This is a genomic window from Natronolimnobius baerhuensis (assembly GCF_002177135.1).
In the GTDB taxonomy this organism is placed as follows: domain Archaea; phylum Halobacteriota; class Halobacteria; order Halobacteriales; family Natrialbaceae; genus Natronolimnobius; species Natronolimnobius baerhuensis.
The window spans coordinates 1141821-1156011 of the sequence record NZ_MWPH01000001.1; the positions used below are offsets into that span (position 1 = coordinate 1141821).

At 60.9% G+C, this 14191-nt stretch carries 15 protein-coding genes; 7 read left to right on the forward strand and 8 right to left on the reverse strand.

Going from position 1 to position 14191, the window contains the following annotated elements; genetic code table 11:
* The 3 genes from B2G88_RS05460 (at window position 1) to B2G88_RS05470 (ending at window position 1996) form a co-directional block, all read left to right on the forward strand.
* On the forward strand, window positions 1–543 hold the full coding sequence (locus B2G88_RS05460; protein WP_054863128.1) for an Lrp/AsnC family transcriptional regulator: 543 nt from the start codon (window positions 1–3) through the stop codon (window positions 541–543).
* Between the two features lie 135 nt (window positions 544–678).
* Window positions 679–1032, forward strand: a complete 354-nt coding sequence (locus B2G88_RS20235) for a DUF7344 domain-containing protein (protein WP_449406689.1) — start codon at window positions 679–681, stop codon at window positions 1030–1032.
* A 67-nt stretch (window positions 1033–1099) separates the two neighbouring features.
* Entirely contained in the window at window positions 1100–1996 is an 897-nt protein-coding gene (locus tag B2G88_RS05470; protein WP_087714185.1) for a glycosyltransferase, read from the forward strand.
* Between the two features lie 110 nt (window positions 1997–2106).
* Here B2G88_RS05470 and hemH read toward each other — a convergent pair whose 3' ends face one another.
* Together hemH and hemG are read right to left on the reverse strand one after the other, a co-directional pair.
* The gene (gene hemH / locus B2G88_RS05475; protein WP_087714186.1) at window positions 2107–3192 is read right to left on the reverse strand and encodes a ferrochelatase; all 1086 of its coding nucleotides are present in this window, start codon (window positions 3190–3192) and stop codon (window positions 2107–2109) included.
* Window positions 3193–3263: 71 nt separating this feature from the next.
* Window positions 3264–4532 (reverse strand): protoporphyrinogen oxidase, encoded by a 1269-nt coding sequence (gene hemG / locus B2G88_RS05480; RefSeq protein ID WP_087714187.1) that lies wholly within the window; start codon window positions 4530–4532, stop codon window positions 3264–3266.
* 183 nt (window positions 4533–4715) lie between these two features.
* On the opposite strand from hemG, the gene B2G88_RS05485 reads away from it, so the two are divergent.
* Window positions 4716–5909 carry an FIST signal transduction protein gene (locus tag B2G88_RS05485; RefSeq protein ID WP_054863125.1) on the forward strand — a complete coding sequence of 398 codons (1194 nt, stop codon included), beginning with the start codon at window positions 4716–4718 and terminating at the stop codon, window positions 5907–5909.
* Window positions 5909–7189, forward strand: coding sequence for a sensor histidine kinase (locus B2G88_RS05490; protein WP_054863124.1), 1281 nt, complete (start codon window positions 5909–5911; stop codon window positions 7187–7189). The genes B2G88_RS05485 and B2G88_RS05490 overlap by 1 nt, the downstream gene beginning before the upstream one ends.
* 8 nt (window positions 7190–7197) lie before the next feature.
* Here the strand turns inward: B2G88_RS05490 and B2G88_RS05495 are convergent, their stop codons facing one another.
* Window positions 7198–7776, reverse strand: coding sequence for a hypothetical protein (locus tag B2G88_RS05495; protein ID WP_054863123.1), 579 nt, complete (start codon window positions 7774–7776; stop codon window positions 7198–7200).
* Window positions 7777–7903: 127 nt separating this feature from the next.
* Here B2G88_RS05495 and B2G88_RS05500 point away from each other — a divergent pair, with 127 nt between their 5' ends.
* The gene (locus tag B2G88_RS05500; protein ID WP_054863122.1) at window positions 7904–8470 is read left to right on the forward strand and encodes a thioredoxin family protein; all 567 of its coding nucleotides are present in this window, start codon (window positions 7904–7906) and stop codon (window positions 8468–8470) included.
* A gap of 276 nt (window positions 8471–8746) precedes the next feature.
* Here the strand turns inward: B2G88_RS05500 and B2G88_RS05505 are convergent, their stop codons facing one another.
* Window positions 8747–9229: a twin-arginine translocation signal domain-containing protein gene (locus tag B2G88_RS05505; RefSeq protein ID WP_342744101.1), complete on the reverse strand. Its 483-nt coding sequence runs from the start codon at window positions 9227–9229 to the stop codon at window positions 8747–8749.
* A gap of 99 nt (window positions 9230–9328) precedes the next feature.
* Complete coding sequence (locus tag B2G88_RS05510; RefSeq protein ID WP_054863121.1) at window positions 9329–10417, reverse strand: NADH:flavin oxidoreductase/NADH oxidase; 1089 nt, start codon at window positions 10415–10417, stop codon at window positions 9329–9331.
* A gap of 137 nt (window positions 10418–10554) precedes the next feature.
* Between B2G88_RS05510 and B2G88_RS05515 the strand changes: the two genes are divergently transcribed.
* Window positions 10555–11382, forward strand: a complete 828-nt coding sequence (locus tag B2G88_RS05515) for a BtpA/SgcQ family protein (protein ID WP_087714188.1) — start codon at window positions 10555–10557, stop codon at window positions 11380–11382.
* Window positions 11383–11388: 6 nt separating this feature from the next.
* Here the strand turns inward: B2G88_RS05515 and B2G88_RS05520 are convergent, their stop codons facing one another.
* The 3 genes from B2G88_RS05520 to B2G88_RS05530 all read right to left on the reverse strand — a co-directional run bounded on the left by B2G88_RS05520 (window position 11389) and on the right by B2G88_RS05530 (window position 14191).
* A complete protein-coding gene (locus tag B2G88_RS05520) occupies window positions 11389–12630 on the reverse strand; it encodes a tripartite tricarboxylate transporter permease (protein ID WP_087714189.1) in 1242 nt (413 codons plus the stop codon).
* A 151-nt stretch (window positions 12631–12781) separates the two neighbouring features.
* On the reverse strand, window positions 12782–13129 hold the full coding sequence (gene rpl12p, locus B2G88_RS05525; protein ID WP_054863120.1) for a 50S ribosomal protein P1: 348 nt from the start codon (window positions 13127–13129) through the stop codon (window positions 12782–12784).
* A gap of 18 nt (window positions 13130–13147) precedes the next feature.
* A complete protein-coding gene (locus tag B2G88_RS05530; RefSeq protein WP_054863119.1) occupies window positions 13148–14191 on the reverse strand; it encodes a 50S ribosomal protein L10 in 1044 nt (347 codons plus the stop codon).

The following is a 14191-nucleotide window of genomic DNA, read 5'->3' on the forward strand; positions in this document are numbered from 1 at the left end:
GTGGTAGCGAGTGTCGGCTTCAACCCCGGGCACGGTGGCCCGGGGAATCCGCCTTGGTTTTCTTTTGAACTCGATGAGGTTGATCGCGCCATCCTCCACGAACTTCAAGCGGACGCACGCACGACCACTGCCGAAGAGATGGGCGAGGAAGCAGGCGTCTCCGCTAGCACCATCCGCAACCGAATCGAGCGGTTGGAAGATGTGGGTGTGATCGAAGGATACCACCCGCACATTGATTACGAGGCGGCAAATTACCAACTTCACCTTTTTATCATTTGTCGAGTGTCGCCTGACGAGCGTGCGAAACTCGCCGAAGAAGCGTTGAAAATCGTCGGCACCGTCACTGTCCGCGAGATGTTGACTGGACCGAGCAATCTTCACATCGAGGCTATCGCCGAAGATTCTGCTGCAGTAGATACCGTAACCGGGAAAATAACGGATCTTGGCCTCGAAATCATGAGTACGGAGATTGTGAAGGAAGAACACGTTCAACCGTTCAATCATTTCGGTCCGGCTCCCAGCACCGACGAGGACGAAGCGTAGTTCTCATCGCCGGTCGATCAAAGGAGGGAGAAACTGTTGAAATGAGAGCGTTTTCTGCGATACGCTGTGAAAATACTAGTGTTTCCAGTTGCGGTGCCCGTAATACGCTTTCCCATACGGCCCCTTATTGTATCTGTGACTACGAATTCCCCAACTGAGCAAGGCGAGTCGGGCCTCCGACCAGCCAGTCTGTCCCACGATACGATCTTTACTCTACTTTCTCACCGCCACCGTCGTACAGTCCTCAATTTGCTTCTCGCTCAGTATCGGGCATTGACTCTCCGGGATCTCCGCAACGAGATCGTCGAACGGAAACACGGCACCGAGATAACGGAACTTGACGACGAGCAAGTCAAACAAACAATGGTGTTGCTCCATCACGTCCACATCCCGAAACTGGCCGAGACAGACATCGTCACCTACGATCAAGACCGGATGATTGTAGAACCGACAGAAAAGCTTGAGCAGATGGAGCCCTTCCTTTCTTGAGCGTCTGAAACTCGAGTTGCTGTCGAAAAAACATAACTACTATTTGATTTTACGCCGAACTATTTGCATGGCGAGTGTTATTTTACCAACTAATAGATGGACGGATGCTGCTGAGTCCGTGATCAAAGATCTCCGAGATTCAGACGAGTTGCTCATCGTTTGTGATTCGTCTACGGCCCCAGTTGCTGATGAGGCCCCGAATCAGGCAACTGTCGTTATAGCTGGTGAGCCAACTGGCTGTTCAGGAAAGGCGCACGCGCTTGCAACAGGAATGGAACACGCAACTGATGATATTATCGTCTGGACGGATGATGACGTGCATCGTGAAGCGGGATGGATTGAAACGCTCACGTCGAAAGTGCAGACTCACGATGCCGCGACAGAAGTGCCCGTGTATACTGGGTCTGGGCTCTGGCAACTGTTTGAACCAGCACTGATTATCGCGGGAACGTCCGGGACCGCATCTGGACGGTACGTGTGGGGCGGTGGCGTCGCATTTGATCGGACGAAGCTGGATGAAACAGCGTTTCTTCGGGACCTTCGTCGAACGGTCGGCGATGACTCGCTGCTGAGTGAGTACGTAGACGACATCTGGGCAGAGACGGATCACTGTCGACACCTCGAGGTAGATGGATCTCCCGAGGCCGTCTATCACCGACTCGTTCGATTTGGCAAAACATCCTGGCGCTTTGAGCCACTCCAAACCTCCATCCTTCTGGGGATGTCACTCGCCTTCTCCGCAGGTGCGCTCATGTTCCCGATTGTCGGCGTGATCGTAGCAACGGTACTTGGAGGGCTTGCATATTGGAAGCTGGGCATTACCCGGGCATCGGTCCTTCTGTCGTACCCATCCCTGCTTCTCGTCCCCGTTTTTCTCATACTGGCACTCGTTGCGCCGTCGTTCGAGTGGGGTGGCCGAACATACAAGTGGTCCGGAAAGTTTGACGTGCAGGTCGTCTCGTAATCAGAGTACCAGATCTGGGTTGAACGTACCAATAAAGGAAGTAGACTGCGATACCGCCACGAGAATTACAATCCAGCCTGCTCGTCTTCCCAACTGCCGCTCCCCCGCGCCTACTGCGGCGGAAGGCCAGCGTTCAGACAGTACGATCCCGGCTCGTCGCGACATTGACACTGCCGGAGGTTGTAGTACGACGGCTCGAATCCGGAGACGAATGGCTCGAGCAGATCCGAGAGCAACTCAGGGAACCTCGAGTCGTCGTGTGGAACCGGCACCCGATGCAGCTCGAGCCCAACGTCTTCGGCGTCCTCGCGCAGGTCGATATCGAGTTCGACGAGCGTCTCTGACTGTTCGTGCATGAAACTCATCGGCTCGACGACGACGCGGTCAGCCTCGTCGTTTCGGCCGAGTTCCTCGACAACGTCTTCAGTTTCGGGTTCGGTCCAGTCGATATCCCGATTCGAGTGGTTCTGATACCCGATTTCGTACTCCTCGAGGCCGATGATCCCGGCCAGTGCCTCGGCGTGTTCCTCGACGTACTGATCGTACCGGCTGCCCTCCTCGAGATATCGTGTCGGGGTGCCGTGTGCCGAAAAGACGAACGCCGTGTCGGGGTCGGTCAGATCAATGCCTTCTGCATTGGCAAACTCCGTGATCGCGTCGGCTCTGATCCGGTTGTATGCCGGCGCTCGATGCCAGCCAGTCAGTGATGCGACCGTCGGGTCGTAGCCGTCGATCTCCTCGAGTGCGCCCTCGAGCGAGTTGATCGAGGAGACGGTCGTCGAGGGGCCACAGAGCGGGTAGATCGGAACCGCAAGGACGGACTCGATGCCGTCCGCAGCGAGTTCGCTCGCGAGATCGGGAATCAGTGGCTCCATGAACTGCATCGCGCGGTAGACCGTCACGTCGTGGCCGCGATCCGTCAGTTCGGCCTCGAGTGCCTCGGACTGAGCGTCGGCCTGTGCTTGCAGCGGCGAGCCGCCGATAGCTTCGTACTCCTCCATCAGACTGGGTAGTCGTCGCTTCGCCAGTTCGCGAGAGCGCTCCCACGCCTCATCGTCGGAGTCGGCCTCCTCGAGCGAGGCGTTGTCGTAGAAAATTCGCGTGAGGTACTCGAGGACGACCTCGCGGTCGGGCGTTGCCGGTTCGCCGAAATTCAACAGGACGATGCCTGTTGCTGACCCAGTTTCTGTCTCCATAGTGGGGCGTCAGGACCCGTTCCGTATAGGTACTTCGGAGGCGGAAGCCCCACACAGCACTCGAGACGAACTTATTCGGCCGTGGCCAGTTCGTCTGCGAGTCGGTTCGCGTTTCGGACACGTCCGGGAATTCCTGGGCGGCCAACGTAGTTCGAACAAAGGTGGATTCCGTTGGGAAGGTCAATATCGTCCATCGCCGTCCACGAGCGGTCGTAGGCCGGCATGCCGGGGTCCCAGCGGTGGATTCCGAGTGGCTCTGCGGGCGCGCCAGTGATTCGCTCGAACTCCGACGCGGCGACAGACTCGAGGTCACTATCGCTGCGCTCGGTCATGTTCGGACATCGGCCGGGGTCGATGTAGCAGGTAAACACCTCATCGCGGTCGAGAAAGCTCGCGTTCCAGGTGAGACCGCTGATCTGGCTCGGCTCCGTCGAGGGCACGAGCGTCCCGATGCCGTCCCTGTCGAACGGCGACTCGAGGAAGACGACGGCAATCGGGTTGTAATTGAACCGGCGCAACGTCTCGGAAAGGTCCGCATCGACCGACTCGAGCAGGTCAGCGCTCGTTCCGGCTGGCGTCGTCACGACGACATCGTCGACGACATCGGTCCCGTCGTCGGTGACGAGTTCGTAGCCTTCATCGACGGGATTGATCGCCGTGACCGGCGTCTCGAGTGAGATTACGTCGGCGTGGCGCTCGTAGAGGGCGTTCGAGAGGACGCCAAGACCGTCGTCGAACGTACAGATCGGCGGCGTCTCCCGGCCCGACAGCAGCTTTCGCAAGACGGCGACGACGATACTGCCGTCGATGCCGGCGTTCTCGATGGCGCGCCCGAGCGAGTACTCCATGAGCATATCGGTCGTCTCCGTCCCGTACAGACCACTGTACAGCGGGCCGAAGAAGCGGCGGGCAGCCTGCGGGCCGAACTTTCGGACGAGGAACTCATCGACGGTTTCGCCCGGCCGTGAACTCTCTGTCAGTGGCTCTTTGAGCAGTCGCAGTTTGCCACCGACGCTCAACAGATCCGTCGTGAGGAGTTCTCGAGCGGACAGCGGCACGACGCGAAGTTCGCCGTCGTAGAAGATGTACAGCGGCTGATCGTCCGCACCGAGTCGAAGCTGTGGGTACAACTCGAGGTCGTCGATCAGCGTCTCGAGACTCGGCGTGAGCCGGAGGCGCTGTGGACCGAGTTCGACGACGTGTCCGTCGATTTGACGGCTTCGCATGATACCGCCAGGATCTGCGCGTGCTTCGTACGCGCGGACGTCTTTGCCCTGTTTGCGAAGGGCATGAACGAGCGCCAGCCCGGACATACCGGCACCGACGACGCCGACAGTCATCGCTGCCCCCAGTGTGCTCGTCGTCCAATGGCGTTGCGCGTGCGCGAAACGCGATAGCCGTTCGTTCCAGCGATGAGCATCAGTACGCGAAATTCGGATTCCCCTCGCCCTAAAGGAGTCGGATTCGGCTCGTTAGGTGTGGAGACCAAACATTCAATTAGCTACACAAACGTCATTGTGACTATGCGAACTTCCGTTGGAACGGCACTCGTGACAGACAGCTGCGGTCGGCAAGCGGGTGAACGCGCTGCCACAGCGGCCCGCGAGCAGTTGTCGGGAACGCAGGTCGATTTCTGCCAGGTCTTCTGTCCGGTCGAATACGACTTCGACGCCGTTCTCGAGGGAATCAGAGCAGTTGTCGGCCCCGATACGAAGCTCATTGGCTGTTCGGCCAACGGCTCGTTCACACAGGACACCGTCGGCCACGGCGTCGCCGTCGGGCTTGTCGCGAGCGATACGCTCTCGTTTTACACCGGGCTCGGGACTGGACTCCAAGAGAACGTCTCGAGAGCGGTCCGGGAAGCCGTCAGCGACATTCCGGACGCCCTCGAAGACCATCCATACGCTGCTGCAATTGCACTCAGCGATGGATTGAGCGGGGTCGGCGAGCAATTAGCACTGACGACACAGCAAAAGCTCGGGCCGGAAGTGTTCATCGTCGGTGGCTCCGCAGCGGATGACCACCAACTCGAGGCGACGTACGTGTTTCACGACGACGAGGTCGTCGAAGATGGCGTCGTCCTCGGCGTGATCGGTGCGGACGAACGCCCGGCGATGGCGGTGGCACACGGTCACGAACCGCTCTCGGAGCCGGTCGAAGTGACGCGATCTGATGGCCCGACCGTCTACGAGTTCGACGGCAAACCTGCCTTCGAGGTCTGGAAGGATGCCGTCCGTGAGTCCGTTCGAGCGGAGTTCGACGTCGAAATCGACGATCTCGAACCGAGTGATCAACTCCTCCAGGAGATTCTCTGTGAGTTCGAGTTCGGGATCGATCAGGGGGCCCAGTACAAGATGCGCTGGCCCTGGATCGAAGACGAGGGCGGTGCGATGCACTTTGCTGTCGACATCCCGGAAGGAACCGTCTTCCGGGTAATGCATGGCCGACCCGACGCACAGATCGAATCGGCCGCAGAGACTGCGCGGCGCGCACGCGATGACGCTGGTGACGTCGAAATCGCCGGCGGGTTCATCTACGACTGTGCCTGTCGCGGCATCGTCCTCGGCGACGAGTTCGACACCGCCGTCGAGGCGATGGCAGACGAACTCGAGATTCCATTCGTCGGCTTTGAAACCTACGGCGAGATCTGTATGGGCCCAGGCCAACTCAGTGGCTATCACAATACAACGACCGTCGCCTTACTCCTGCCTGCCTAATGCGCCACGACGACCTCGTTTCAACGTTCGGCCAGACCGTCGGCGTCGAGAAAGCCACAGCACTGGTCACGGACGCTCTCGAGGAACTCGAGATCGAGCACCAGGACAGCTACTCGAGTCACGAAATCGCTGATATCTGTGAGACGATCAGCCGGCAAAGCGATGGCTACCTCACTGTCGTCGCAAACGAGGTTCGCGTCCGCGAACAGGCGAAACGCCGCTTCGACGCGCTACTCGAGCGAATTACAGACCCAGTAGTGATGGTAACGTTCGAGGAGTCAGAACCAGTTGTCAACGCAGTCAACCCTGCGTTTGAGGAGACGTTCGGCTATGGAGACAACGCCGTTGGCCACTCATTGTCGGCACTGATCGTCCCCGACCCCGCTGACGGCGAGACGGTCGATGAGTGGTTTCGGTCGGATACCGGCGGTGGCACCGAAATCGAACGCGTCACTGCCTCGGGTGACCGTCGAACCTTCCTCTTTCGGCCAGTCATCGTCTCGGGGTTCGACGGACGCATCGAAGGCTTTGGCATCTATACGGACATCACCGAGCGGAAACGCCGTGAACGCACGCTCGAGCGCCAGAACGAACAACTCGAGCGCTTCGTCAGTGTTGTCTCACACGACCTGCGCAATCCACTCAGTGTCGCAGACGGCAACGCCAGACTGGCACTGGAACTTACCTCAGAGCCGGCAGTTGAGGACCGACTCGAGGAGTTGCTGGCGGCACACGAGCGCATGGGGACGCTGATTGATGACCTGCTGACGCTTGCCAGTCAGGGACAGACCGTCGATGAACCGGTTGCAGTTCGACTGCGTGACGTCGTCGACGCCGCTTGGAACAGCGTCGGAACCACAGCCGCGACACTCGAGACGGAGTATGGTGAGACACGGATGGTTCGTGCCGACGATGGCCGATTGCGACAGCTGTTCGAGAATCTCTTTCGAAACGCAATCGAACACGGCTCGACACTCGAGGTGGGAGAGAAACCGCACTCGAGCAAGCCAGTCGATCCGGCCGTTACGGTCCGTGTCGGCTGGGACGAAGGCACGCTCTGGATCGAAGACGACGGGTCGGGTATCCCACCGGAGGAACGCGAAGACGTCTTCGAGCATGGCTATACGTCCTCACCGGAGGGGACCGGCTTCGGGCTGGCAATCGTCGACGCGATTGTCGATGCCCATGGCTGGGACATCGACGTCACCGACGGCGAAACCGGCGGTGCTCGCTTTCGGGTTCATGACGTTGCCAGCTGGATCGCTGCCAGCACCAAGTAATACCCCGACTACCGGTAGTTTTTGAACAGCAACGCTCGGACGTCGTCTTTCGTCTGGACATCCTCCGTCGAGCCGTCGGGGAGAGTCACAGTGTAGCGATAATCAGCTGAGGAGGACTCTTCCCACTTGCCGTCGTGGGTCTCGAGCAGACTCATCATTTCATCAAGCATGTCATCGTCGGAGGCGCTGCCGTCGCCGTCGCTATCGTCATCGTCGCCATCATCGCTGTCATCGTCAGCAGCGTCATCGCGTCCGGTGTCGTCTGCATCGGCGTCCGTCTCAGCACTCGAGTCAGTCGCTGCGTCGTCGCCCTCGTCGAAGGAGACTGATTCGCCAGTTGTCTCCGGTTCCGGCTCGCCCGCGATTGCGGCCTCGACGGAGCCGGCAACGTCGCTGGTCGCCGAGGACGACCCCTCGCCGTCGAGGTCGATATCGATGTCCTGCTCGCTGTCGATGTTGTCGATCAAAAACTGGACCGCGTCTTGCTCTCGGACGAAGCCGTACTTGCCGACGACATCCTCGGAAATCTCCTGTCGAAGCCGCTGGATGAACGCGTACTGTTCGTCTGTAATCTCGAGGGTCTGCATAGTTCACCGATGATGTGGCTGGTACAAATAGGTACGCCGTCGGTCTGGGCGTCTGCTGGCCCGCCACCCAAACGTCGACATCGCCGCGAGCGGGATTCTTAAGGATCAATAGGGCAAACAACGCCCCATGGCACTACTTGAATCCGACACGCAACTCGAGGCCGGAGATGCCGCGCCCGCGTTCGAACTCGAGGGTGCAGACGGCAAGACGTACACTCTCGAGTCCTTTGCCGACAACGACGCGTTGCTCGTCGTGTTTACGTGCAATCACTGCCCCTACGCACAGGCGAAGTTCGACCTCCTCAACGAAATCGCAGCGGAGTACGACGACGTTGCCGTCGTCGGCATCAACCCGAACGACGCCGAGGAGTACCCCGAAGACTCACTCGAGTCGATGGCGGAGTTCGTCGAGGACGGCACAGTACAGTACGACGCCTATCTGCGTGATGACACCCAGGAAGTCGCTCAGGCCTACGGTGCAGTCTGTACACCGGATCCGTTCCTCTTCGAGCGCGCTGACGACGAGGCGTTCGAACTAGCCTATCAGGGCCGTCTCGATGACGCCCTGAATCCGGACGACGACCCCTCCCGCTATCACGTTCGCGAAGCCATCGATGCGATTCTCGCCGGCGAGAGTGTCGACCTCGAGTGGCAGCCGTCCCAAGGCTGTTCGATCAAGTGGATCGACGAGTAATTGTCATCTGCTGTCTGACCGTCTCGGACGGTTGAACACGGCGGCAGTGCACACAAGCGGGCTGGGCGGCTAGGCGCAGTCCCGTTGTGTTCCGTAGTGAGTATCCGATTTGTGACGGTCTGCTCCGACAGGAAGCGATTTCAGAGCGACAAGACACGTTCGCCGCGACCGACCTTCAAATAGTTTTATCCGGCAGTATGAGAGAGGCTGCGACTGAACTACTCGAAGAATCGGTGGAGTACACCTGATTGATGCCAGAAACTAGCGCAAAACGACTTACTGGACGTCGATGTCGCCGGCCATCGACCCTTCGTGTGGGTCACAGACGTACTCGGCCATGTCGGAGCTGGCTTCGAACTCGAGCCACTGGTCGTCGTCGGGGTCGCTGACTTCGTCGGTCTCGAGGTCGTCGACGACGTCGCCGTTGTCGTCGCGGATCTCGATGTTGTGGTCCTGTCCGTCGCCTTCGGACCAGCCGAGTTCGTAGCTCTCGCCCTCCTCGAGGACGAGCGTTGGGTTGGTCTCGCCAGCGATGGCGTCGGGGGCAATAGCTTCCCAGCCAGCCGTCTGGCCGTCGAGTTCGATTTCCGTGCCTGGCTCGAGTGCCTCGGCCTCGCCGCCGTTATCCTCGCCGTTACCGTTCCCGTTTCCATTGCCGTCGTCATCGTCGCTACAACCAGCAACGAGTGTGACTGCGCCTGCGGCACCAGCAGCTTTCAGGAACGTCCGACGGTCGGTATCATGTTCGGTCATGGTCATCAGACTCTTTCGGGAGAAACCAGTTGAAACGACTGTCCATTCCCGAGCAGTGGGACGGGGGGCGAATATGTTCGGCTATACAAATACCAGTGTGTGGGACTAGCGGACGGCCCGCCGGTACTGGACTGGCCAGGCTGACGCCTCATCGTCGGTACACTCGCCGGCAGCCCGAAGACCGAAGTACGGATCACGGAGGAACTCACGCCCAACGAGAACGAGATCCGCTCTCTCATTTTGAACGAGTGCATCGGCCTGTTCGGGTTCGGTGACGCCACCAACCGCACCGACGGCGATGTCCGTTCCATCGCGAATCGCTTCGGCCAGCGGCACCTGGAAGTTCGGTCCGCCCTCGACCTGCTGGTCCGGGTGAATCCCACCAGAGCTGACGTCGATCAGGTCGGCACCGAGTTCAGCGAGTGAGTCCGCCAGTCGCACCGACTGCTCGAGGTCCCAGGACTCGCGGCTCTCGAGCCAGTCCGTTCCCGAAATGCGGACGAACACGGGCTTCTCGTCGGGCCAAACCTCACGGACCGCAGCCGTCACCTCGCGAACGAGTCGAGTTCGGTTCTCGAAACTGCCGCCGTACTCGTCTGTCCGGTCGTTCGTCACCGGCGAGAGGAACTCGTGGAGCAAGTAGCCGTGTGCTGCGTGGACTTCGGCGATCTCGAAGCCAGCCTCGAGCGAGCGCTCGGCGGCGTCGCGGTAGGCGTCGATCACCGCCTGAATATCGCGCTCGTCGGCCCGTTTCATTTCGGGCCGGTCGCCATCGAACGGCGGATAGGCAGCAGGAGACGGGGACAGAACCTCCCAGCCGCCCTCGTCGGGCGAAAGCGGTGTGTTTCCGTCCCAGGGCTTTCGCTTGCTCGCTTTGTGACCCGCGTGTGCGAGTTGGATCGCTGGAACCCCGCCCTGGTCGCGGATGAACTCAGTGATCGGCTCGAGTGCTGTTGCGTGTTCGTCACTCCAGATGCCGAGATCGCCGGGCGTGATCCGACCGCGCGGTTCGACGGCCGTCGCCTCGGTCATGACGATACCGGCACCACCGACGGCCCGACTCCCGAGATGGACGCGATGCCACTCTGTCGGCAGTCCATCATCCTCACAGGAGTATTGACACATCGGCGAGACGGCGAGTCGATTCGGTAACTCGAGATCACGCAGCGACAGGTCGGAAAACAGCGCAGGCATAGTCACTCGTGTGTAGCCACGGACGTCGCAAAACGCCCGCGGACGGCGACGGCTTTGCCGGCTTGAGTCACGGTGGCGCGTCTCTCACCCGCCAGCGAATCCGCTATGGCTTACCCGCTCGAGGAGTCACCTCAGGTATGCCCGCGATCACACCGCTTCGAGCGCGCGTCGAGTCGACCGCGCCCGTCTTCGGCATGATTCACCTGCCGGCCCTGCCCGGCGCACCCGCGTTCAACGGCGACCGAACCGCCATCCGAGAGCGTGCACTCACAGACGCCCGCCGACTCGAGGCTGGCGGCGTCGACGCAGTGATCCTCGAGAACTTCGGCGACGCACCCTTTTATCCCGAGTCGGTTCCGGCACACGTCGTCGCGGAGATGACCACGGTCGCAGCGGCTGTGGCAGACACTGTCGACGTTCCACTGGGGCTTAACGTGCTCCGAAACGACGCCGCAGCCGCGCTGTCGGTCGCCGCCGCAGTCGGGGCAGACTGCATCCGCGTCAACGTCCACGTCGGCACCGCCGCGACCGACCAGGGCATTCTCGAGGGCCGGGCTCACGAGACCCTGCGACTGCGTGAGCGACTCGCCGCCGACGTTGCGATTCTCGCGGACGTCCATGTCAAACACGCCACCCCGATTGGTGAGACGAGCCTCGAGCACGCAGCCCTCGAAACCGTCGACCGCGGCCGCGCCGACGGCGTTATCGTCTCGGGACCAGGGACAGGAGAGGAAACGCCGCTCGACGACCTCGAGCGCGTCGCCAGCGCACTCGAGGACGCCCCTGTCCTCGTCGGCAGCGGCGTCACGCCCGACACCGTCGGCGACTGTCTCGAGGCAGGCGCAGACGGCGTGATCGTTGGCACCGCGCTCAAAGACGGCGGCGAGACGACGAACCCGGTCTCACAGGAGCGTGTCGACGCAGTCGTAACGGCTGCTCGAGAGAGCGACTCGAGCAGTGACTGAGTTGATTCAGACGCCGAGCATCAACGGGCCGATCAGCACACCCATTAGATGCACGCGGCGTGCGCGCAATCGAACCGGAACCATGCCAATTGCGGCTGCGACGGCGAAGATTGCGATCCCGATGACGCCGGTGAACAGATACGAAAGGATACACAACAGTGTCAGGACGACAGCCGAGATTTTCCAGTAGGTGAGTTGCCCCACGATCTCGAGATAGGTGTCGCCGACGACGATGACGAGGACAAACCCGAGCACGCCGGCAACGAGGACAGTTCCGATCAGAATCGGCAACTCGAGGGGTGCGTTGGCGTTTTCGAAGGCGACCATTACGCCGGTTCGGGGCTGGCCGATAGCGACGAGTGCGAACAGGGCAAAAATCATGTTCGACGTATCAACGCCACTGGTTGCGACAATGTAGCCACGATCACCAGCGCCGCCGGGGACGAATACGAGGACAACGACGGCGGCAATCGCAGCGGAAATACCGGGAATGTAGCCGACGACGGCACCAGCGAGCGCGCCAGCAACGGCAGTCAGCCCGACGAGTCGACTGGAAATCTCGAGTGTCTCCTCATCCTGTCGTGGAATGCCACTCCCGAAGATGGCGTCGATCAACACGGGTGCGCCAAAGAGACCGGCAAACAGCGGGGCAAGCGTTCCACCAGCCGTCAGCGGTGCTTCCGGTGAGAGATCAAGGGTGAGCGCTCCGAGACCGGCAGCCAGCGAAAACGAGAGCATCGCAGCCGCCTTCGTTCGCCACGTTCGCTCCGAGGCGACGAGCGCAACGACGACCATCGCCAGCACGAGCGAGAGGTTATCCCGTATCGTCGGATACACCGCCGTCACCGCCTCGGTCACTGGAATCGCAAGCGGCACTGCTGCGAGCACGGCCAGCAGGCTCCCAAGCGCCGACAGCCGAATCGCCTCGTAGCCCCGGCCCTCGAGTACCATCCGATGACCGGGCAATGCAGTCACTGCCATCTCAGCATCGGGGACACCAAGCGCCATCGCGGGAACGGCGTTCAGAAAGGTGTGGACGACACCAGCCGCAAGCATCGCACAGCCGACGAACAGCGGCGAGCCGGGAACTGCAGGTGCGAAGCCGGCCAGCAACAGTGCGAAATTGTTCGCGTGCAGCCCCGGTACGAGCCCACTCAGCGTACCGAGTGTCGCCCCTGCCAGAATCCACGCCAGCAACTGCAGCGACAGCGCCGGATCAGCAACGAACTCGAGGGGGCCGATGGCCATCGGACGGTTTGGCCGCCTATTCGTACTTAAACCCGCGCTCGAGTGAGCAGGTGCTGGCGCTGGAATGTGCGGTGGCGGTCGCGTCGCTCGGGGAGTTGCTGCCGAAAGAAAATGTGAGTGCTAACTCGTCGCGTCTCGCGTTGAGACCGACTTAGCCGAAGAGTTCGCCGAGGCCCTCGCCACCGGCTTCCTCGTCTTCGTCGTCATCGTCATCGTCGTCCGTCGTGTCAGGGACGTCGCTGGTTTCTTCGTCGTCATCGTCACCGTCGTCAGCAGCAGCGCCGCCTGCAGCGGCTGCGCCGCCTGCGGCTGCAGCAGGTGCAGCAGCGGCCTCGGACACTGCTTCCTCGATGTCAACGTCCTCGAGGGCAGCGACGAGCGCTTTGACGCGGGATTCTTCGACGTCGACGCCAGCAGCGTCGAGCACGTCGGTGAGGTTGTCTTCGTTGATCTCTTCGTCCGCTTCGTTCAGGATGAGTGCAGCGTAAACGTATTCCATTGTTGTAGTCTGTGTTGATTATCCGAACATCGCGCCGAGGCCTTCTGCGCCGTCGTCGTCGTCTTCATCGTCGTCGTCGACGTCAGCGTCGTCGGCCGCAGCATCGTCCTGGTCATCTGCCGATTCGTCATCGTCACTCTCGCCGTCGTCGGCTGCCGGCTGGGCCGGTGCCTCGACACCCTGCAGTTCCTCAGGCAGGGCCTCCTCGTCGTCGATCTGGGCCGCAAGCGCACGCAGCTGTGCGTCGGCCTTGCTGACGAGGTCTGGCATGAGTGCTTCGTCCTCGATGGCGGCCTGCAGGCCGAGGCTCTTGGCCTCGCCTGTGGCCTTCGCGATGAGCGTTGGGACCGTCGTCGCGGTTGGGAAGTTCGCATTGACTGCGAGGTTCTGTGCGCGAGCGGCGGCCGTCTGCACGTCGCTCTCGTAGGCCTCGATGTCGATATCGAGGTCTTCGGGGTCGAAGAGCACGCCCTCGGCAATGACTGCACGAAGGTCAAGCCCAACTTCCTTGGGCTCGATGCCGAGTTCGTTGAGGACGTTCGACAGGTCTGCGGAAACCTCCTCGCCGGCCTCTAAGACCGTCGAGTCTTCCATGACCTGAATCGAGCCCTCCTCGATGCGTGCGTTCGCGCCAATGCTCTGGAGTTCGCCAACGAACGGTCCGGGATCGACACCCGTGTCACCCTCAGGGATGACAATATCGTTCGGGGCGACCTCGCCCTCGTTGATCGGCGCAGGCGTTTTCGACGCCTCGAGTTCCTTGTAGAGTGCGAACGGGTTGTTGTTCGTGCCGATAATACCGACTTGGCCTTCGACCTGTTCGACGAGGTCGCCGAGGCCAGCACTCTCGAGCGCACGGACTTGTAGCGTGTTACGACTCACACGCAGTTCAGCGCTACCGTGAAGGTCACGGCGCATGTCCTGAAGCTGCTTGCTTGGAATGCCGGCGATGCCGACGATGCCGACGCTCTCGTAGCTGTCGATCAGCGCTTTGAGGTCGTCGACTTCTGCTTGCTTCCACTGGGGAAGGTTTTCGGTTTTGCGTTCAGCCTGTGCGCTCAT